Genomic DNA, 21,283 nt, shown 5'->3' on the forward strand with positions numbered 1-21,283 from the left:
CCATGTAGCCGGAAGCCTCTAACAAGGATAAAAGAAAAACATCGCTGCAATAACCGGGATAAAGGTCAAGGTCGTATTAATACCCTTACCAACGCCATTGGCAATTAAAGCCGTAAGCCAATCTGGCGCGTGCATTTGGGCTAACAGCCAGGCGCTTCCCTGAACAAAAATAGTATCCGTTGTGATATCAAAGAAATCCTGGAATGCTCCACCTATATTGATGGCAAAGAGAAACATGAGGTACATCATCGCGAAAAATATTGGTAAAGCAAAGTAGCGATGCAAAACGATACGATCAAGCTTTGCTGTGAAATGCTCGCTACTATCACTGCGTTTTTTCTGTACCCGAACAACTATCTGATGTATTTTTTGATACCGCGCATCAGCGAACACTATATCAAACTCATCGTCTTTGGACGTCATGAACGGATTGACTAAATCATCAGCTAAAAGCGTATTATCCCCCTCCAAAATACGGTGGGCATAGTAGCTGGCTAGACGGGAATCAACGCCCTGCGCTATTAATTTCTTCTCCAAGACAGTTAAAGACTCTTGAACTGTCGATGGTAAATTTAATGATAATCTGCGGCTACGAGGAGGGGGGTTAGCAATTGCTTGATTCAACCCATCAATACCTATTTTTTATGGGCTTGAATAGCGATCACAGGACAACCTAATTGCTGGGCCAACGCATTCGTATTGATACTAATGCCTTGTTGCTTGGCAATATCCATCATATTAAGTACAACAATGACCGGTTTGCCCAACTCAAGAATTTGGCTGGTAAGATACAAATGGCGTTCTAAATGGCAAGCATCCACCACATTAATAATGAGATCCGTATCAAGGGTAACGATTGCTTTTGCCGCAATTTGTTCATCTTGACTAGAACCGCTTACGGAGGAGGTTAAGGAATAGACTCCAGGCAAATCGGTAATTTGAATCGTTTGATTCGATAAAATATAAGAACCCGTTTTTTCAACCGTGACACCAGGCCAATTTCCCACTCGTTGATTAGCACCAGTCAAAGCATTAAATAAAGTTGTTTTACCACAATTAGGGTTACCGGCTAACAAAATATGAGTCATAAACGCTCCCATATCAACTCACCGGCTTCTTCCTTGCGCAGGGTTAAAGAAGTACCGCGCACTTCGACTTGAATTGGACAACCGAAAGGGGCTACTCTTACTACTGTCAGCTCTATACCGCGAGTAATCCCTAGAGATAATAGTTTACGTCTATAAATTGCATCCGTTTGACCAAAATCAACCAGACGAACATGATCACCTTTTACCAACTCAGTAATTCGCATCATTCCAATTCAAAAACAGGTAGAATTAAAAGTTTAACACAAATGATATCGAGAATCATTCTCATTTTAGAAAAAATAACCATTAAAAAGCCAATGATCTTAATTAGGCGCTGCTGACATTTCGCTAGCTTGAGTCGACAGGCACAGAAAATCAACGTTTTTCGGCAAGGCAGTAGACATGCCAACAGCCCTGACTTATTTGGTTGATTTTTTAGCTTTTTTACTTCGGCCAGCAGTCTCTTCTTCTGGTGTTAAAGGCAAGCTACTCAGCAAATTTTGCACCCGCCGCCGGGGATGACGTCTAATATAATCCACCGATTGCATTTCTTGTAAGCGGCTTAAGGTGCGCTTAAAAGAATCTTTCATTTCACCTTGCACATACAGTTGCGATAACGGCACTGCCGCAGAAATAATTAACCGAATGCCGCGGTCATACATCACATCAACAAAATGAATCAGCAGAATTGCATACACCGTATCGTTCTTTGTCAAAACGGGAATATCACTAACAAAAACCGTATCAAAGCGATCAGCAATTTCCAAATAATCCAACTGGCTGCGTGGCAAATTACAGATCACTTTAAAATCAAACCATATCGCTCGCTCACCACATTTAACAAAAGGAATATCCCGAGTTTGTACCATCAAACTACCCTGCGATACACTATTTTGTTCAATGGCGGTAAATTGTTCGTTTAAAATCTTATCTGTAGCGCTACCAAGTGGATAAAGATAAGCTTCCTGCAAAGGCTCTCGCCCCAAACGATAGTCCTTCTTATCGCCCAGACTAATCACCTCACAGCGTGATTTAATTAAGGCAATTGCGGGTAAAAATCGTGCTCGCTGAACCCCATTTAAATATAAATCATCGGGACAGGTATTTGAGGTTGCTACCAGGACTATACCCTGCGCAAAAAAAGCCTGCAGTAATTCAGCGAGAATCATCGCGTACGCGACGTCATGGACTAAAAATTCGTCAAAACACAATAAACGCGTTCTCTTGGAAAAATCGGCAGCTATACGGCGTAAAGGGTCTTTTTGTCCTTGTAAACGTCGTAATTGAGCATCAATTTGTTGCATAAAATGGTGGAAATGAAAGCGTGCTTTCTTACGTTCACCAATTTGTTGATAAAACAAATCCATTAAGTAACTTTTCCCCACGCCAACAGGTCCATGGATATACAACCCTTTAATCTCTTGTTGGTATCGTCGATGAAACCAAGTCCGCTTGGGCGCTTGTAAGTCTTCCGCAAGTCGTTGCATCGCTAGCAAAACTTTACGCTGCATGGGATCATCCTGGATATCGCCGCTGGCAATGCCTGCCTCATATTGGCTAATTACAGTCATAATTTTAGTCCTACATGACTGATCCCTTTAAGAAGCTGCTCTTTAAGCTCAAGCAACTTACCGTGAAAGAAATGGCTTGTCTGTGCGAACCGGATAACTGGTAAAGGGGGGGTTGACTGTGCAGCAAAATCAAGTACCAACGACAAGGGTACTACTTCATCCTCATCGCCTTGCATAATTAACCAGGGCTCAGGTACCGGATCAAATTCGCGATAATTATAATGATGTACAGGTGGGGCAACGGTAATAAGCAATTCATGCTTACTTTGTGCCGCTGCTCTGTAGGCAACATAGGAACCAAAAGAAAATCCGGCTAGTAAAAAGCGAGCCTCTGGTTTTTCTCGCTGCCAAAGACGCATCAATGACAACATATCGTCACTTTCACCTATACCAGCATCATAACTTCCTTCTGATTGACCTACACCACGAAAATTAAAGCGAAGGCTGGGAATACCTATTTCTTTAAATGTACGCGCCAAGGTTGTCACCACTTTATTATTCATGGTGCCCCCCTGCAAAGAATGCGGATGACCTAATAAAGCCACATAAGATTCATGCCTATCAGGAGGTACTGTTAATACTGCTTCTAATTGACCAACTTGCCCCGAAAACACAAAAGGATGTTCCCCGGCTGTATTTAATTTATCCACCAAAACCATAAAAAACCCGAATCACTAAAAAGTAAATCATAGCGCATCTTGCAATTTCATGCGCGTTCTTTAAGATCAAGCTGCTTTTTAGCATCGACTTGGTCTTTTTGATAAGCGGTGACCCTTTTAATATACTCATTGGAGGACTTGATCCATGCGACAGGTACCTGTGTTATCTATAGTTTATTCTATTCTTTCTGCACCAACCTTCAATCGAAGGAGTGCCATATGAAAATTCAAGATTTCAAAGCAAAAAACAACAAAAAAGAAAGATCAGCGTGATCACCTGTTATGATTATCCTTCAGCCTGTACTGTGAATGAATCCGATGTTGATTGTGTATTAGTCGGTGATTCGGTCGCTATGGCTGTGCACGGCTATGAAACAACGATCATGGCAACAATAGAAATGATGGTCATGCACACACGAGCTGTCGCACGCGGCTTAAAGAAACAATTTTTAATTGCTGATCTACCTTTTTTAAGCCATCGTGTCTCCCGCGCCGAAACAATTAACAATGTCAGGCAACTTATGCAAGCGGGCGCCCATGCCATCAAAATTGAAGGCGGTGATCAAGATACCTGCCAAACAATTGCTTATTTAGTTGATTCTGGTATTCCTGTTGTAGGTCACATTGGCTTAACACCACAATCCATACATCAACTAGGAGGCTATAAAGTACAAGGGAAAGAAACAAAACAAGCGGCTGATTTACTGCAACAAGCCGCCGAGCTAGAAAAAGCGGGGTGTTTTGCTCTTGTCATTGAATGCGTTCCCCAACAAGTAGCCCAAGCAATTACGCAATCACTCTCTATTCCTACGATCGGGATAGGAGCCGGGGTCAATACCGATGGTCAAGTCTTGGTTTGGCATGATTTGCTTGGTCTGCAAACTGAATTTAGACCTAAGTTCTTAAAGCAGTATGCGCAAATTAAAAACATGATGTTGGCTGCAATTAACGCCTATGTTCAAGAAGTTCAGCAGGCACAATTTCCTACCATCGAACATGCTTTTTAGTTTGATTCGGGAGAACTGTTTGTATTCGCTTGCTCAAGCGATTATGGCTTGATAGTCAACATGTAAGCAGTGCCTAGCAACGACTTCCATTTTAGGAGTATTTCATGCGGATTTTTAACCATCTTGACGAATGGCTGGCTGTTCGTCATTCCATTCCAACAACTCATTCAATTGGCTTTGTTCCTACCATGGGAAATTTACATGCGGGTCATGCCTCTTTATTTGCCGCCAGTAAACAAGAAAATAATTACACTGTCGCCAGTTTATTTATTAATCCCACGCAATTTAATCGGCCAGATGATTTCATACACTATCCTCGAACTCTGGAAGCCGATCTTGATTTATTAGAAGAAGCAGGGGTTGATTATTGTTTAATTCCTTCCGAACAAGCGATGTATGCTGATAATTATCGCTATCAGTTACAGGAAACAGCGCTTTGCCAATTGATGGAAGGAAAACACCGACCAGGTCATTTCAACGGTGTATTGACCATAGTGATGAAATTACTCAATCTTGTTAAACCTCAGCGGGCTTATTTTGGCGAGAAAGACTATCAGCAATACCTGTTAATCCGTGATATGGCGGAGGCTTTTTTATGGACGTAGCAATCAAAGCCTGCCCTACTATCCGTGAAGCAAGTGGTTTAGCTTATAGTTCACGCAATAATCGTCTCAATCAAACACAACGCCAGGAAGCCGAAAAATTTGCGCGAATTTTTCATCAACAAAAATCTCGGGACGCGCTATTGGCAGAATTGACTAGCAACAACATTCAAGTCGACTATCTTGAGGATTACCAGAATAGACGTTTTGCCGCTGTGTTAATCGGAGACATCCGTTTGATAGATAATTATTCTCTGGAAGGGTATGCCAGCTTATAAAAAGCCAATTTCTTATAGCAATAGGAAGTTGTGGCTATAAACTATAGCATTGGGTCCCGGATTAAACATTCCAATCCGGGCTCCAATCATGCCCTACTAAACACAGCTGTTTTTATCTTAGCTATCTTTTCCATGAGCAGCTACATTTTGATTGTAAGTTGCAATGGCCGCTGCAATCACTGCTGCCTTGTGCTGAGGTAAGGATTTATTGGAATAACGTAACCATTCAGGATGATTATCAACGAGTGTGGTAGTCAGTAAACCCTGCCGGAACTCTTCTGACTTAAGCATCTCCAAATAGTACGGAATGGTGGTTTTCACACCGAACAAACGCATTTCCTCCAATGCTCTTGCAGCTCGACGCAAAACGGAAGGCCAGTCAAGACTCCACACAGTGAGCTTTGCACATAAAGAATCGTAATCCGGCGGAATAGTATAGCCGGTATAAATAGCACTGTCGGTACGAACCCCTGGGCCACCAGGTGCATAATAGCGAGTAATTCGCCCGAAACTAGGTAGAAAATCATTTTGCGGATCTTCAGCATTAATGCGGAACTCAATTGCAAAACCACGACGCGTAATTTGCTCTTGTGTCATCGGTAATTTTTCTCCAGCAGCAATCAGAATTTGCTGTTGTACCAAATCAATACCGGTTATTTGTTCTGTTACAGGGTGCTCTACTTGCAAGCGTGTGTTCATCTCTAAAAAATAGGCGTGATTGTCTTCATCCAGGATGAATTCTACGGTCCCTGCATTGGTATACCCGACAGCTCTCGCTGCCCTAACCGCATAGTCATAAAGGAGTTCTCGCGTTTTATCATCCAACTGCGGAGAAGGGGCCACTTCTACCAATTTCTGATGGCGGCGCTGGATCGAGCAATCACGTTCAAACAAATGCAGAACTTTGCCGTAGTTATCGGCAAGAATTTGTACCTCAATATGGCGTGGATTAGAGATAAATTTCTCTATAAAAAGACGAGGATCGCCAAATGCTTTACCAGCTTCTGATTGCACTCTCGCATATTGACTGCGTATTTGGTTTGCATCATGACATAAACGAATACCACGACCGCCACCACCAAAAGTGGCTTTAAGCATGACCGGATACCCCAATTTTTCAGCACAAGCAATTGCTTCATCGATTGACGTTACATTATCCTCACTACCCGGAATAACAGGAATATTCGCTTTGATCATGGCCTGTCTGGCAGCTATTTTGGAGCCCATTGTTGCAATAACAGCCGCCGAGGGACCAATGAAAACAAGACCAGCTTGCTCACAGGCTGCTGCAAAATCAGCATTTTCTGATAAAAAACCATAACCAGGATGAATCGCATCACAACCAACCGCCTTGGCACACTCTATAATGCGATGACTATTCAAATAGGCTTCTAAAGGTTTGCCACTCAAACAATGCGAAAAGGAAGCGCGCTTGACATACAAAGCATACCGATCGGCTTCACTATGAATTGTAACTGCTGCAATTTTCATCTCCTTGCAAGCACGCACAATACGAAGCGCAATTTCGCCACGATTACTCACAAGAATTTTCTTAAACATTTTCATTCCTTGAACAAAGACTACTTTCTAACCCCATCATAACAAAGCTTGCCGAAACGATACTATCTCAGAAGAAAGAATAGACAACAGCATTTTACCCTCTATCTCATTTTGTTAATACTGCACAAGAGATGTTAGCGCATTACCAAGTTAGCAATTTGACTATCTTCTTTCCAATTGCTGTGAATTAAGGTAAGATAAAGTGGATATTTTTATAGCAACCTAACTTGGCCTTGTTCGGAATAATTCGTTTAGCTTGGATGAGCTCATACTGCTAGCGACTTCAGTCGTTTTCTAAGTTAAGCAAATATAGACTAACTGCAGGAATGAAATGGCTTCAAACTCATTATCAATATTTTTTGGTAGCGCTCTTCCACTATCAGTAAAGAATTATCTTGAAACAGCAAGGCATGAAGCAATGACTGCACACCCTGCCTCAGCGCCCCGATCCTTAATTTGCCCTATCAGCTTGCAGTTAATGGTTGAGCCCGTGTATACACCAAGCGGCTATGTCTATGACCAAAAAATATTTTAAAAGCATTAGCAAAGAATTCAACAGATCCTCTAAATGGTGTTCCCTTAAAGCCATCAAAACTGAAACCTCTCACTGAATTGTTGACTTCTATTACTCTCTTTATGGCTAGGCAACGTGTCTATCAAGAAAAAAGCAACAATTAATTGATGAGGCAAGCGATTTGGCTTATGCAGATCCACCTATTGCTAATCCGACCCTCTTTTTATGCCCTATTAGTAAAAAACGGATTAAAGAGCCGGTAATTACTGCTGCGGGTAAAATTTATGATAAGCAAACGCTTAAACAGTATTTACAACAAACAGATAATCTGGATGAAACAGGATGTAGGCTAACTATGACGGATGTCGTTGATTTTCCGGAATTTCAAGAAAAGATGACCCGTCATGCATTTTACTTGAGTCAAGCTCAAAAGATTAACATGGACGCTAAGAGCGATTTGATTGTTGTTAACAGTAACAATAGCATCTATAGCTTTTTTAATGCGTTGTTAAACAATTTTTTCCGAGTACAAAACATGAAGAGAGTAGTAAGAGCTTAGTGTTCTAATTTTATAACTTTTACAGTTAATATAACCTTAATCTGAGATGATTTATACTCGCGTGATAACCTATTTTCATAAAATGGCTGGACTGAAAATGCATCTAAAACTTGAAAACCAACCAAAGAAAAAGAAACACCTGGAACATTAGAAACCTATCTTGGATATGCAGGTGCAGCCTATGAATGGACAGGACGAAGAAAACAAGAATGGTTAATTTTGTGGCTCAGGGAAGATTTGCAAATAGCAGACACCTGCAAAAATGGTGCGCGCAAATCTTGAGACACTTATGAATAATGAAGATTATTTTTCATCAGAATTAAGAGATTATTTCAAGAAAGATGAAAAAGGAGACTACAAGCTCTCTCCAACTGATCCCTCTCAAGTAGCTGTCTTGAAGAAATTGGTCAATGCCTTGGCACATGCTGAAACAGGCTTGCGAGGCATCGAGCAGATCGATCTGCATAAAGATCGCTCTCAGCTTGGCATTGATGTCGAACTCGTCCGAGCTGTACGGGTAACTGTTAATGAAATCTACACTACTTTGCAATTAATTAATCAAACTACACCTGACGTCCAAAATATTGTCGGACCTCAATTAAATGCCTTATTACCTCGAGTAGCCTTAGTCGCTGACAGATTACAAGAATTTACTGTTAAAAAAGTGGAGGCATTTGTTCCTGAAAAAGCAAGAGAAATGCTGTCGCCTTCAGCTAACTCGCAAACAAAGGGAGTCGCGTTAGCAACCGCTATAGAAATGCTGCCTTCTAATCCGCGCTCGGATAAAGAAAGTATAGCGACCTTAACGAGCTTGATTTATGCCCTACCTAATTATTTTGAACGATTACAAAACAAACTACTTTCTGATCCTCAACTTAAAGAGACTACGAGCTCAGAGGATTATCAAGCTAAAATGATAGAACGCGCTAATGCAGCACAGAAAGATCTTGAAAGCCTTGCTGGTAACAGCGGAGTTTTTTCTTTGCTGCCCAGCTACCTTGCTCTAGCAAAGAAATTGATTGCTCACAGTTCAGATATACTGAATGCCGGAGCACCACTCACCAAAACAGCCTATGAAGACGCAGTGAAAAACTGCATGAAATCAAACATGAGATTTTTCCTGAATTAATTGCAGAATTAGAGCAGGCTGAAGAAAATTTAGGGTTAAAAACTGGCGTATTAACTGACCCAGCAATAAAGCAAATGAATGAATACTACACTCAACTAGCTACTCAAGTTGAGAACATTGCTGTTGCTGCAGGTATTATTGATACGACTGCCTCTCATTTAGACGCTTGGTACGGGCGATTTGTACGTGCCAGAGTTGGCGATACCAACACCTTGATGGTCGGTCAAAAAGTTGAACCTACCTTCAATTTAACAGTTATGATGGACGATACTTTTATTGCAGCGAGAAGTGCAAGCCAAGTAACACGATTAAACCAGGCAAAGGTTGAAGAAGATGTCTCTACAAAACAATTAGCTGCCGCACAGACCTTTTTTAATAAGATTGGAAGCTACTCTACTTGGCTTAACTCTGATTTGGGGAAAATTGACTCCACTGAGAAAAAGAATTAATGGTTGAATACAAAAAATTTCAATCTCATTTCGCAGCCCATTACCCAGAGATGGATCAGCTAATCGTCCATACGCTGAATAATACCTCCTCTCGTGGTATGCTAAGTAATGCTTACCAAGGACTTTGGAGTTCTACAAACCATTTTAGCAGTATCATGGCTTGTAAAGAGACTGTTTTAAATGGTATTCAGCAAGTAATAGGGCAAGCCGCTTTCAGACAATCTTTTGTTGAAAAAACAATCCAGCATACGGATACTACAACTTATACCGCTAAGGCAAAACAAACGTCGTTAAATATTAGTGTTGAGCCTTTTGAGACAATCGTAGTTCCTGTAACTGACCCCATTCCCACTAAAAGAGGGAAAAGTGAAGCATTAGTAGCTTTCCAGCACGCTTCTCACCGCAAACAAACAACACACTTAGCTAATCACATTGGCCAGCTTCAGAGTGCACAAAAAGCATTAAACGATTTTTTCATGTTAGTTGAAACTCAACTAGGGCCAAACATTGCTTTTCACGAATTAGATAAGGCTCAAAAAGAAAAATTGCATAAAGCTTATAAACAAATTCAGCCCCATGTACTGGCTGTAGCTGCCATTCACCCTGAGTATAACTTTGATGAGTTGAATACTTGCTTAGTTACTAGTTTAACTAGCGACGAAGAACCAGAAACGCCCCTTAAAGCCGACGATGAAGGTTTGGCTTTGATGAAACACAATATTAGCGTGACCTTGATACGCTTAGAAAGTGAAGCCTTAGCTGCTTTCCCACCCACCTATTATCGCGAACACGTTTTGCGTTTTGCTGACCAAACGAGTCAGCTTGAAGCAGCTCAAAAAGCGTTAAAAGATTTCTTCGATGAAGTTGACAATAGAATAGCGCCAACCAGTGCTTTTCATGAATTAAGCGATACTCAAAAAGAAAAATTGCGTAAAGCATATAAACAGATCCAGCCCCATATACTGGCGGTTGCTGCTGTTCATCCTGAGTATAACTTTGCTCAGTTAAATGCTCGCTTAGTTATTAGCTTAACTAGCAGCGAAGTGCCAGAAACACCACTTAAAGCCAATGATGAAGGTTTGGCTTTTATGAAACGCAATATTGGCACCACATTGGTAGATTTAATCAGGGGTTCGCAAAGAAATACAACCTATTATTTAGACAAAGAGGCTGCTTTTATACAAGAACAACCTCTGGTTGCCAAAGGTAAGGAAGCTGAGAAAAGCTCCTTGTTTGGTAAATTGGCTGAATTAAAATTATCGAAAGATGTTGATAAATTTTTAAACAGCAAAATAGTGCCCTACCTGAAAGAAAATCTTTCTCCCGAAATTTGGCATCAACTCTCCCGTGACGGGGAAACCATTGATAGCAGCAGACTGCCTTTCCATGGCTTCCATCAAGATAGCCAGGAAGTAATCCTATATAAAAAATTAATAAACGCTGTTCACCATTTAAAAAGCAGTTTGGCAGGTTTGGAAAATTTACAGGGCCAACCGAGCTCTTTTCGGCAGCGGGCAGCCTTTGTGTATACTGCGTTTAATGCGTTGGTCATGGATGTTGTTGGCCTTAAAAGCAACCTCTCTGCTTTAGCTGGCAACCCTCAGTTGCACGCATTGGTTCAAGAAAATCTTGCCCTTTTACAACCACTGTATGCCCTACCAATTATTGGGGATAGTTTAAGAAGCACGACAGGTGAAGCAACCCCAACTGTTGAGCAAGTTTCTGTGGATATTGTTGCTTTATGGCAAGATCAGCAAGATTTAGTTGCTGCAAACATCGATCCATTAAGCAGGCCAACAACGCCAACCCATCTAAAGCTTTTTGGTGCTGAAGATGAACTGGATTTGATTGACGATCTTTACGAAGAGCTTGAAGAAGCCGTTAAAGATCAACCTTCTTTATTGGCTGTAAAAACTGATTTAGAAGAAATATACCAAAATCTTTATCCTCACTTGGCAAACACACAGATGGTTTCAGAATTTACTATAGATTACCTAAGTAAATTAACCACTGAGGAGGATTTGACCACAGCGGTAGACAGATTACGTGAAGTCCATAAGCTGCTCGATCATCACTATGTGTATGGCGATTTCGGTATGTTAAAAGGAGATGGAGACAGTGTGGACGTCCGCTTTTTTGACAAAAGCGAAAATAAAGAACAATTTGCCTATTATTACAAACGAGTTCAGCCTTATCTGACCAAAGTTGACAGTCGTTATACGCCATCTTTTATTGATGGTTTAAAAACAGCAAAAGACTATGACACTGCACGCAAAACCATTGTTTCTCTACAAAGCAAACTGGAAAAATAGCCAATGCTGAACGACATCCTAAGCCGCTAGCCAAGCAAAGTGAAACATCACGTGCAGGAATTAAGGCACAACAAAAATTAATCGCAATGACGCTTGCTTCGCAAGATGAGACTTATCAAGCGCTTACTGGCCGTGTAATACCAAATAAAGAGTTTGACCTTGCTTATAAAGAATTTCAACAAGTCATTGCTGATGCCTATGCAGAACGGAATATAAAGGCAAATATGATAGGCCCTCGTCCTGAAGATGCGTTAGTCGCAGCAAGGTCAGACTTGGAAACTGTCTATAAAAAAATGCTCCCTCATTTCAAAGCCAGCGTCTTAGCTAGTGAATTCCCCAACGACTTTAGTACATTAAACTCGGTAGAAGAATTACGTGCGATGGTAGCGAAAATACACGCCGCTGTGAGTATTGTTAATTATCGCTCCTCAGCAATCCATGAAGCGTTTGGTGCAATGGCAGTATCAATGCACAGTTATCCTAGCGAAGAGGATTACTTCCTTGACCTTTCCAATCGACCACTTTTTGCGGTGCAATATACAAAGATTCAACCTTTCTTGGCCCAAATCGATGAGAAATATACTGTTGATTTTGTTGAATCACTAGAATCGGCAAGTGATTATGTCATCGCTTTAAATGACATTCTCGCATTGGAGCCTTTGCTGCAAGAAGAAGCAGAACGCTTTCTAAAAAATAAAGTAGAATCTTTATTAGCAAAACAAGCCATCCTTTCTGTTGTACCAAAACCTACTCAACAGCATTTTTCTTTAGCTATCAACCCAGAGGATACAACGTTACTCAGGGGTAAATTAAAGCAAATTTCTGAGAAATTGCGTCAGATGAAAGCACCTGAAACCACACAGGCTGAAAAACAATTAGAAGAGCAAAAGAACGCTAAAGAACAAGAGCTGGCCGCAGTAGAAGTTAAAATTAAGGCTTTTGTTGATACGCTTGCTCAACCAAATCCTGTAAATGTTGACAATTCAGTACTACAAGAGTTGCTGGATACACGCAGACAATTAAAAACAGACATTGAACAAATAGCAGAAAGGCAAAAAACCGTACCTGGCCATGCAACGAAAGAAATCGATACCAAAGCGAACTCTTTCGTAGAGGCACTAAGCAGTTTACCTCTGTCCCAAGATTCTTTAGCTGTACTGACAGCAACCATTGCCGCCATGGAAGTACAGATAGCAAGAATTGGCATAGATGACCGCGACCAAGTCATGACCGCTCTAGAGGAAGTACGTAAAGATTTTACTGCTAACTTAAAGACAGTTGTTACTGAATTAGAAATAACAACAGGTTTAACGGCAGGCAGCTTGGGTGATTCATTTGCAGCCATAAATGTGCAATTTAATGGTTATTACGATGCTGTAGTGACTAGTGTCTATCCAATTTCTTATTTGCAACTAGCATCAGAAAGACTTTATGAAATTTCCGATGTCCTGCAAAAATACAAAAACCCTGGCCATGTATCTCAAACACCAGAAACAAGACAAGCAAAAGCCAAAGCTTTCGCTAGACAGCTAGACGGTTTGGCATACTATGACCCTCGCACAGCGAAAAAAGCATTGCAACTTATTAATGAGTTGCAAGCCGAAGTAACAGGTATCGGTAGAACCAGCCGTACAATAATCATGGCCAAGCTTAATGAAATTCGCTCTGAATTAGGCGCTGATTTGCTTGCCGCTGCTGATAATGCTGAATTCCGTTTAGGCCTAAAACCCAATACTCTAGCTAAATCTATTAGCGATAGATTCGAAATTTTTTACGCAGGATTTATTACCAGTTTAGCTGATGTAAGTGATCAGGCCGGTTTATCCTTATTAACTGATACCTCAGGAACAGCCAAACGTCTGGCTAGAGAAGAACAGCGATTAATCACAATAAAAACTGACAATCAAGAAGCTGCTCGAGCTCAGGCAGCTATCTTTGGCATGACCCATAGAGATGCTGATAGGATTAATTACCTTTTTGCAACCCTTGCTAATGATGTCCTTAAGGCCAAAACCACTGACTCGGAAACACCCTTGTTGGATATCAAAGCCAAATTGCTAGAGCATTACCAAAAATTGCGTCCATATCTGGTTGAAAACAGCGAATTAGCCGAAGAGTTTGATGAATCGTATCTTTCTTCTCTAACCACTGAAGAGGAGTTGGATGAAGCCATTGAAAATTTACAGGGTGTGCAAGGTCTCGTTAATTTCCATCCAGGCATCTATGACAAGCTTGAACAAATGTCGTGGGATATCGATTGGGAAGATGACACCATTTTTGAAGATACAGAAGAAGGGAATAAAAACCGTGAAAAATTCCTGTATCTTTTCGCAGAATTACAACCTTATCTTGTGCAAATTTCAAGCACCTATTGGCCTTCTTCTTTCGTGAGAGAATTGCGCACAGGTAAGGATTTCCAGGCAGCCTTAGATGGGATTGTTGATATGAAAGGCAAACTGGACGAGTTAGTAGAAGGTTTTAAACATGCTCATGCCTTGAAACAGGGAATCGCTGAAGAGCGAGTCAACTATTTTACTGCTAAATTAGTTGAAGAGAAGAAGGCTGCCGCAGGGAAAATTGAAAAATTCAAGAGCGATACTTTTGACAATTACCTTCATGCTGAAGTACTAAGTCAATTTGAAGAATTAGGCCCTTATGCCGGTTTATTCTTAAAGCTCATTGAGCCTGAGTTCCTGGAGAAAAAAGCGGAGCTTTTCAAAGACATTACGATGGAAGTTGATATTCCGAAAGTCATTGCTGAAAAGATTGAAGCCATCTTACCTGAGATTGTAAATCGACATGTTGCGAGCAAAGAAGCCTATGCTGCTCTGAATAGATCCTTACAGCAACTCAAAGGCTTCATTGCTAAGGAAAACGCTCATCCTAAGCCGATTGCCAATCCCCTTAGGGTAGAAAAACTGGCCTGGATGGAGGAATTCCAACATGAGCTGATGAAAACAGAACAATATGCCGCTCAGGAAACGGTTGCCAGTCATCAGCAAGAATTAAATGTATTCTTAAGCGAGGAATGTAAGGATTATGACGTTGCTATTGCTGTCTATGACTCGCTCACGCAAATGAAGAACTACATCATCTACGAAAAAGGAAACCCCCTTGAGGAGCAAGCTAAACTTATAGAAATTGAACGCATGCAAAAGGTGCTCTATAACGATAGCATAGTTAGTGGTTCGCCAGGACGACGTTTAGCAGAGGTGAAAGCCTATGTCACAACAGCCGCTACTTTTGAAGAAGTCATGACTAAAAATTCTGATAATATCTTCATGCAGCTCTTTAATGGCCTACGTACCTTCTTATTCGGCTGGAAAAGTAAGGAACAAACACTGTTTGAGTCCTTTAAAACTACACTGACCGGTATAAAAGAAATAACGCCTCCAGAACATGCTGTTCCTGTGGAAGTAGACAACCTGCAAGTAGTTGTTGGCGGTGAGCCAGTCGTCATGCCTCACGAAGATGAAGTTGAAGATCTTGAGCACTCCCACGAGCAACCACCAGCAATTAGTGTGTTCTGAAAATAATGCTCGATCTTTTCTTGCTGTTCCCTGCCCTGCAGAGGAAACAGCAAGAAACATTCTCTGTTACATAGTATTTCTGTTCCTCTTTATAAATAGCAGACAGTGCCCCTCAAATGACTAAATTATCAACCGATTGATACTATAATTAGCTATATAGTGGTATCAATAAGCAGAAAACATCGGTCAAACAGATAAAATTTGACGATTGGAGGCTGGTTGATTGATGGAACTAAAGGACTCGAAAAGACAACACCTCATTGAGCACGAAAAAGAACAACTGGATCCATTCGCCAATCGAATTCACGGCGATCAGATCCGTCTTCTTTATGAACAAAATCCTTTCGGCATAGCAGCTCAAAGTTTTGCCGCCATTTTCCTGACTATTGCCTTATGGAAAGTGATCCCTTCAACTTTACTAGTTAGCTGGCTCTTCTACATGCTCTTTCTCTCGGTCTTATGGCTGATTACCGCTATTTTTCATCACTTGCAAGAAAATCGGCTATCACAAGATACCTGGTTAATCCTTTTTGCTGTTTTTACCTTTCTTTCAGGCTGTGGTTGGGGTATTGCTGGCTCATTATTAATGCCTACTGAAAACCTTAGTCATCAAACTTTTGTAGTTATTCTCATTTTTGGTATGACCGCAGGTTCAATTTCTTTTTTTCCCCCGTCACGGCCGTCTATAGCCTGTTTCTTTTGCCAACTTTCATTCCTTTTAACATCTGGCTGTTTCTTCAAGGGGGAATCTATATTATTTTAGGTTTTTGCGGTCTTGTTTATATACCTGTTATTTTTGCCAGTTGCTATTACTCCAATAAATTTTTACTCACTTCCCTCTCCTTGGCATACAAAAATGTAAACCTTGATTTACTTAATCAGTTATTGGAAAAAAGAGTGGCTCACCGCACGAATGAACTGGAAAAAAACCTGGCACTAACACAATCAACACTGGAGTCCACAGCAGAAGGACTATTAGTGATTGATCTCCATGGAACTATTGAATATTACAATCAAAAATTTATAGATATGTGGCAAATGTCCAGAAAATTCATTAAAGACCCTGATTTACAACTTTTCATTAATGAGATTTTCAAAAAATTGAAACATCCGCAAATGTTCGTGTCAACTATAAATGAATTACAGACAAACCCCAAACAGGAACGCTTTGATGAAATAGTTTCTCTTAACAATAACGTGTTCGAGTGGCATGCTAAACCACACAAAATGCATGATAAGATTGTAGGCCGCGTGTGGAGTTTTCGTGATATCACTATGCGCAAACAAATGGAGCAACAACTTGCTTACCAGGCAAATCATGATTTGTTGACCGGTCTACCCAATCGTACCTTGCTTTATGACCGTATCAATCAGGGAATCGCCCACGCAAAGCGCGACCAAACCAGACTCATCATGATGTTTCTGGATATTGATAACTTTAAGTTAATTAACGACAACCTTGGCCATAATGCAGGCGATATGCTGCTACAAGATATTGCTCAACGCCTTATCCTCTGTACTCGCGAAAGTGACACCGTTGCGCGCTTTGGTGGTGATGAGTTTGTTATCTTATTGATAGCTAATACACATAAAGAAATACGTCTTGTATCACAGCGTATACTCACCAAAGTGGCGCAGCCTATTGAGCTGGCAAATCATGAAATAGTTGTGACAGCCAGTATTGGCATCAGCATTTATCCTCATGACGGAAACGATGCCGCTACACTACTCAAGAATGCTGATATGGCAATGTATATGGCTAAAAATCAAGGACGCAATACCTTTATACTTTATCATGAATCAATTAAACGCCATACCCGAAACAGTTTGGAAATGCAGATTGAGTTACGCAACGCTCTGCTACGTAATGAATTTTATTTACTTTACCAACCAACAATTGATTTAAAAACTGGGCAGATTATTGGTGTAGAGGCCCTGGTACGATGGCGACATCCAACGCGAGGAATCATCCATCCTCTGCAATTCATACCAATCGCAGAAGAATCACGAATCATTATCCCCTTAGGAGAATGGATCTTGCAGAATGCTTGTTTGCAAAATAAGGATTGGCAATCTCAAGGACTAAGGCCAATCCGTATGGCAATCAATGTTTCTGGTGTACAAATCATGCGTGAAAATTTTGCTGACATAGTAGAACGCTCACTGGTGAATGCCCAATTATCTCCTCAGTATATAGAAATTGAACTGACTGAAAGCACCATCATGAATGACACAGCTCAAAACCGCTATACACTAAAACGACTCAAGGAAATTGGTATCGACTTAACGATTGACGATTTTGGTACTGGTTATTCCAGTTTAAATTATCTAAAGCAATTTCCAGTGAACAAATTGAAAATTGATCAATCCTTTGTTAACGATTGTATTAGCGATCAAAATGACGCGTCCATCGTTGAGGCAATTATCGCTATGGGGCATAGCCTGAAACTTAAAGTGCTTGCCGAAGGTATAGAAACCGAAGCACAGTTGCACTTTCTGCAACAGTGTCAATGTGATGAGGGCCAGGGATTTTTTTACGGCCAACCAATGAGTGCTAGAGCCTTTGCTAAACTACTGAGTGAGGATTTGGACTACCGGAGCGAGTAATCATGCTTTTTATGTCGAACTCACATTGTAGCGCGCGCAAACGTTTCTTTTGCGACAGTTAAGCGTCTTTCTACCTCACCCAATTCTGCTTGCAAATTCAATAAAGCCTTTGGATCGGCAGATTGCTGCATGAGCTGCAGAGATTTATGCATTGCCTGTTGCTGAGCGGATAAAAGCTCGATATCGCTTTGCAAAGATTGCAACCATTGCTGTCGTGTACCTATTAAGTTTACTCCAAAACTAATGTGCTCTCTCGCTTTTGGCTTTTTATCTTGCAGATGGCATATAGTGACCAAAACATTAATCTTTTGATTAATGCGTTGGGCAAGATAATAGGCACAAGATTGATTTTTCTGTATCGCCAAATGTTGAATATCAGCTTTAATTTCATTAACAAAAGTAGAGGCATTTGCATCCCCTTGCGAATGAAATAAACCTCTAGGTAATGATTTAGTAGAAAAATGCGTGCTTCCCAATGAACTGACTTTCCATTCCAGTTCTGGAAGCCGCGCTTCCAAAGCAAGCAAGAGTTGCTCAATAGTCATACTAGTCTATTACAAGACTAAATCCGTTCCCAATTGTTGTACACGAATATAACGTGACTGAAACCAGGAACTGACAAAAGGAGGCAAACACATCAAACACAAACCTGTAACCAAGGTCAACTCATAACGACCCACACCACCGACATTAATTCCCTCTGGTGGCATGAAACTCACTACCAAGGTTGTCAAACCGCCAATAATACCAACCCCGGCCACCAGGATCATACCCGCCATCCCCCCAGGAATGCGGAAAGCACGCGGATGATCCGGTGCACTTATGCGCAATTTAATAGCAGCAACAAACATTAACAAATACATCAACATATAAAGTTGAGCAGCCAAAGCAGTTAATAACCAATAAGAACCATTGACACTTGGCATAAATAAGAACAAAGCAGATAGAATAGTGACAATAACAGCTTGACTAATTAACATGACAACAGGGGCTCCATGTGCGTTTTCTCGTCGGAACACCTCAGGCAAATTACCATCTTCAGCGGCAACCAGCAAACCTTTGGTCGGTGCTATGATCCAATTACTCACACCGCCAAGCCCCCCCATAACCAACATCAAAGCGATGAAAGGCATAAACCAAACCAAGTGATACTTAGAGAAAAAAGCATCAAAGGCCTGCATAATGCCAGCAACCAGATTGATATCTTGCTGCGGTAAAACAACTGCAATCGCCAGTGAACCTAAAATCAAAGTACTTAAAATGATAAGGACTGAATAAGTTAATGCACGCGGAAAAGCTCGTTGCGGATTATCGACATCATTAGCATGCACAGTAGCAATCTCGATACCGCAGAAAGACATCATAATCGCTGTTAGCGAAACCCACATTGATCTATCCTGCCAATGCGGACTAATACTTGCAGAATCAAATTGCACCTGCAAAGGGTTACCTCCAACAATCCAGGCAGCACCCAAACCAATGATTAGCGCCATAGGCAATAACAAGCCTGAGATCGCACAAATATTGCTAAACATGGCAGAAGAGCGCATACCACGTAGATTAACGAATGTGGCGCCCCAGAAAGCACATACAATAACTAACCACAGGAAATAAGGATTAGACGCCATAGAAGGGTTAATTAGATAGCCAATTGTTCCCGCCACAAAAGATAAAATGGTTGGATACCAAATCACGTTTTCAATCCATTGTAGCCAAATTGCTAAAAACCCTGTTTTTTACCAAACGCTTCTTTTACCCAGATATAAATCCCACCTTGCTTTGCCCAACCAGAAGCAAGTTCCGCGGATACCAGTGCAGTAGGGATTAAAAAAACAATGCACCTAAAATAAAGAAGGAAATCAATTGGCTACCAAAAAGAGCTGTAGCTGGTAAGTTACGAATACTATCTACAGAACCCACCGTAATCATTGTGAGACTAAAAATGGTCAACGTGTGTTTACTACTCATTGCATTCCTTTTCTATTGTTCCAAACGCTTACAAAAGATTATTGTATCGAGGCAAGCTTAAGATAATCTTAATAATCGTGTAAAAATAAACAAAAAACTGCATTCACTTTACGCGACTCTGATCGTTTTGTAAATTGGTGTTCAAAAGGAATTTAAGAATAATCATTTTGTTTATTCCCACCACTATATTGATGTAATTTTTCAGCAAATAAAAACGTGTTTATTGAGACTAGGAGCAAAGAAGCATCCATTTTTATCAATCAATTACCTGTTGAAACATAAAAGTCTTTGCTAGTTCTTAATAACTTACGCTAGGATTATGATAATGCCTTACACCAGGATGTGAATGATGCAACATGTGCGTAAAATCGTTGTCGCGGGGCTTGCCTGTTTAACTTATTCCTGTTTTGTATTCGCTGACGTTGCCAAAGATGCGCTTTGTCAAAATGCAAGTATGCTCTTTATAAACGCCAATTTTATAACTCTAAATCCCAATCAACCACGCGCTACTGCTGTTGCAGTCACTAATCAACGCATTGTAGCAGTTGGAGACCAACAAAAGTTAATGGCGAACTGCCGCGGTAAAAATACCCAACTAGTTGATTTAAAAGGTGCCTTCGTAACACCCGGCTTTATCGATACTCACTCGCAATTTTTACTCTATGGCTGGTTAACTGACCACGCTATTGATTTATCGACTACTAATGCTCTCCAACAGCCTGATTGGCAACCAATCAAAACAACTTCCGCTTTTTTAGCCGCAATAAAAAATAAACTGGACACAAGTGACGACTGGCTCATTATTAATGGCTATGACCAAATGCGCATGCAAGGCGAACCGCTTAGCCAGGCGATGTTGAATGAAATGAGTACCACCAAACCGATCATTGTCTTTTTTCCTCAGGTCACCAAGCCTTGCTTAATCAAGCTGCGATAAAGAAAATGCCCTCCTTAGCTGATAAAATTAACCAGGATGGCATTATCAGCAATGAACCCTTATACAATTTATTAGCGATTCTAATTAAAGATGAACAAATACCCACAGCGATTCAAACTGCAGCCAGGCGTTATTCACAACGAGGTTATACGACAGCCACAGAAACCTATGCCCAACCTAATTGGTTCGGTAGCTATGAGCAATTAACCAAACAGGATAATTTTCCGGTAGATATTATAGTCAATCCTACTAATGTTCTTGAAAGACAACGAATTGAGCTGGTTTATCAGGACATGCCGCGCCTCTATCCAGGTCCTATCTCTATCCAGGTTGATGGTGCTGCAAATGAATACAGAGCCCTTCTCAACCATTCTTATTTAAACGCTAATTCTGAATGGCATGGTGCTCTGAATTACTCACCCAGGGAACTAGAGACAATTTTGATGGCTGCGGGTCGCACAAAAACACCGCTGGCACTGGAGTGCGATGGAGATGGCGGACAAGTTGATTTAG

General features: G+C 40.9%; 15 protein-coding genes and 4 pseudogenes. 12 read left to right on the forward strand and 7 right to left on the reverse strand.

The window, feature by feature from the left end; translation table 11 throughout:
- The 4 genes and pseudogenes from BN58_RS32370 to BN58_RS01470 form a co-directional block, all read right to left on the reverse strand.
- Nucleotides 1-1,088: pseudogene (locus BN58_RS32370) on the reverse strand (FeoB small GTPase domain-containing protein); the annotation flags it as partial.
- Nucleotides 1,085-1,312 carry a FeoA family protein gene (locus BN58_RS01455; RefSeq protein WP_019215312.1) on the reverse strand — a complete coding sequence of 76 codons (228 nt, stop codon included), beginning with the start codon at nt 1,310-1,312 and terminating at the stop codon, nt 1,085-1,087. The pseudogene BN58_RS32370 and the gene BN58_RS01455, both read right to left, overlap by 4 nt.
- Before the next feature lie 195 nt (nt 1,313-1,507).
- Nucleotides 1,508-2,659 carry a cell division protein ZapE gene (gene zapE / locus BN58_RS01465; RefSeq protein WP_019215314.1) on the reverse strand — a complete coding sequence of 384 codons (1,152 nt, stop codon included), beginning with the start codon at nt 2,657-2,659 and terminating at the stop codon, nt 1,508-1,510.
- Complete coding sequence (locus BN58_RS01470; RefSeq protein WP_019215315.1) at nt 2,656-3,318, reverse strand: alpha/beta hydrolase; 663 nt, start codon at nt 3,316-3,318, stop codon at nt 2,656-2,658. The genes zapE and BN58_RS01470 overlap by 4 nt, the downstream gene beginning before the upstream one ends.
- Before the next feature lie 219 nt (nt 3,319-3,537).
- Here BN58_RS01470 and panB point away from each other — a divergent pair.
- Nucleotides 3,538-4,325 (forward strand): annotated as a pseudogene (gene panB, locus BN58_RS21110) (3-methyl-2-oxobutanoate hydroxymethyltransferase).
- A 104-nt stretch (nt 4,326-4,429) separates the two neighbouring features.
- A pseudogene (gene panC, locus BN58_RS21115) lies at nt 4,430-5,205 on the forward strand (pantoate--beta-alanine ligase).
- A 117-nt stretch (nt 5,206-5,322) separates the two neighbouring features.
- Here the strand turns inward: panC and BN58_RS01485 are convergent.
- Nucleotides 5,323-6,765, reverse strand: a complete 1,443-nt coding sequence (locus BN58_RS01485) for an acetyl-CoA carboxylase biotin carboxylase subunit (RefSeq protein WP_019215317.1) — start codon at nt 6,763-6,765, stop codon at nt 5,323-5,325.
- 331 nt (nt 6,766-7,096) lie between these two features.
- On the opposite strand from BN58_RS01485, the gene BN58_RS27920 reads away from it, so the two are divergent.
- The 8 genes from BN58_RS27920 to BN58_RS01525 all read left to right on the forward strand — a co-directional run bounded on the left by BN58_RS27920 (nt 7,097) and on the right by BN58_RS01525 (nt 17,865).
- Nucleotides 7,097-7,300: a U-box domain-containing protein gene (locus BN58_RS27920; RefSeq protein WP_019215318.1), complete on the forward strand. Its 204-nt coding sequence runs from the start codon at nt 7,097-7,099 to the stop codon at nt 7,298-7,300.
- Between the two features lie 160 nt (nt 7,301-7,460).
- A complete protein-coding gene (locus BN58_RS27925) occupies nt 7,461-7,838 on the forward strand; it encodes a U-box domain-containing protein (RefSeq protein WP_019215319.1) in 378 nt (125 codons plus the stop codon).
- Between the two features lie 289 nt (nt 7,839-8,127).
- Entirely contained in the window at nt 8,128-8,967 is an 840-nt protein-coding gene (locus tag BN58_RS01500) for a hypothetical protein (protein WP_156812296.1), read from the forward strand.
- A gap of 74 nt (nt 8,968-9,041) precedes the next feature.
- Nucleotides 9,042-9,416, forward strand: a complete 375-nt coding sequence (locus tag BN58_RS01505; protein ID WP_019215321.1) for a hypothetical protein — start codon at nt 9,042-9,044, stop codon at nt 9,414-9,416.
- On the forward strand, nt 9,416-11,728 hold the full coding sequence (locus BN58_RS01510) for a hypothetical protein (protein WP_019215322.1): 2,313 nt from the start codon (nt 9,416-9,418) through the stop codon (nt 11,726-11,728). Before BN58_RS01505 ends, BN58_RS01510 begins: the two co-directional genes overlap by 1 nt.
- An 86-nt stretch (nt 11,729-11,814) precedes the next feature.
- Complete coding sequence (locus tag BN58_RS01515; RefSeq protein ID WP_019215323.1) at nt 11,815-15,258, forward strand: hypothetical protein; 3,444 nt, start codon at nt 11,815-11,817, stop codon at nt 15,256-15,258.
- 223 nt (nt 15,259-15,481) lie between these two features.
- Nucleotides 15,482-16,021 carry a hypothetical protein gene (locus BN58_RS31405; protein ID WP_198009786.1) on the forward strand — a complete coding sequence of 180 codons (540 nt, stop codon included), beginning with the start codon at nt 15,482-15,484 and terminating at the stop codon, nt 16,019-16,021.
- Between the two features lie 80 nt (nt 16,022-16,101).
- A complete protein-coding gene (locus BN58_RS01525; protein ID WP_232220254.1) occupies nt 16,102-17,865 on the forward strand; it encodes an EAL domain-containing protein in 1,764 nt (587 codons plus the stop codon).
- A gap of 20 nt (nt 17,866-17,885) precedes the next feature.
- Here the strand turns inward: BN58_RS01525 and BN58_RS01530 are convergent, their stop codons facing one another.
- Nucleotides 17,886-18,410 carry a hypothetical protein gene (locus BN58_RS01530; RefSeq protein WP_019215325.1) on the reverse strand — a complete coding sequence of 175 codons (525 nt, stop codon included), beginning with the start codon at nt 18,408-18,410 and terminating at the stop codon, nt 17,886-17,888.
- Nucleotides 18,411-18,419: 9 nt separating this feature from the next.
- A pseudogene (locus BN58_RS21125) lies at nt 18,420-19,833 on the reverse strand (APC family permease).
- 346 nt (nt 19,834-20,179) lie between these two features.
- On the opposite strand from BN58_RS21125, the gene BN58_RS01540 reads away from it, so the two are divergent.
- Entirely contained in the window at nt 20,180-20,770 is a 591-nt protein-coding gene (locus BN58_RS01540) for an amidohydrolase family protein (RefSeq protein ID WP_026069183.1), read from the forward strand.
- A partial coding sequence (locus BN58_RS21130; RefSeq protein WP_040916008.1) for an amidohydrolase family protein occupies nt 20,749-21,283 on the forward strand: 535 nt, incomplete at its 3' end. The genes BN58_RS01540 and BN58_RS21130, both read left to right, overlap by 22 nt.

Source organism: Legionella tunisiensis (genome assembly GCF_000308315.1).
In the GTDB taxonomy this organism is placed as follows: Bacteria; Pseudomonadota; Gammaproteobacteria; order Legionellales; family Legionellaceae; genus Tatlockia; species Tatlockia tunisiensis.

Coding starts and splice junctions, on each gene's coding strand:
- BN58_RS01485 (WP_019215317.1), bottom strand. CDS start 6,765: ATGTTTAAGAAAATTCTTGTGAGTAATCGTGGCGAAATTGCGCTTCGT.
- zapE (WP_019215314.1), bottom strand. CDS start 2,659: ATGACTGTAATTAGCCAATATGAGGCAGGCATTGCCAGCGGCGATATC.
- BN58_RS01455 (WP_019215312.1), bottom strand. CDS start 1,312: ATGCGAATTACTGAGTTGGTAAAAGGTGATCATGTTCGTCTGGTTGAT.
- BN58_RS27920 (WP_019215318.1), top strand. CDS start 7,097: ATGGCTTCAAACTCATTATCAATATTTTTTGGTAGCGCTCTTCCACTA.
- BN58_RS01470 (WP_019215315.1), bottom strand. CDS start 3,318: ATGGTTTTGGTGGATAAATTAAATACAGCCGGGGAACATCCTTTTGTG.
- BN58_RS01530 (WP_019215325.1), bottom strand. CDS start 18,410: ATGACTATTGAGCAACTCTTGCTTGCTTTGGAAGCGCGGCTTCCAGAA.
- BN58_RS01510 (WP_019215322.1), top strand. CDS start 9,416: ATGGTTGAATACAAAAAATTTCAATCTCATTTCGCAGCCCATTACCCA.
- BN58_RS01515 (WP_019215323.1), top strand. CDS start 11,815: ATGACGCTTGCTTCGCAAGATGAGACTTATCAAGCGCTTACTGGCCGT.
- BN58_RS01505 (WP_019215321.1), top strand. CDS start 9,042: ATGAATGAATACTACACTCAACTAGCTACTCAAGTTGAGAACATTGCT.
- BN58_RS01540 (WP_026069183.1), top strand. CDS start 20,180: ATGATGCAACATGTGCGTAAAATCGTTGTCGCGGGGCTTGCCTGTTTA.
- BN58_RS01500 (WP_156812296.1), top strand. CDS start 8,128: ATGAATAATGAAGATTATTTTTCATCAGAATTAAGAGATTATTTCAAG.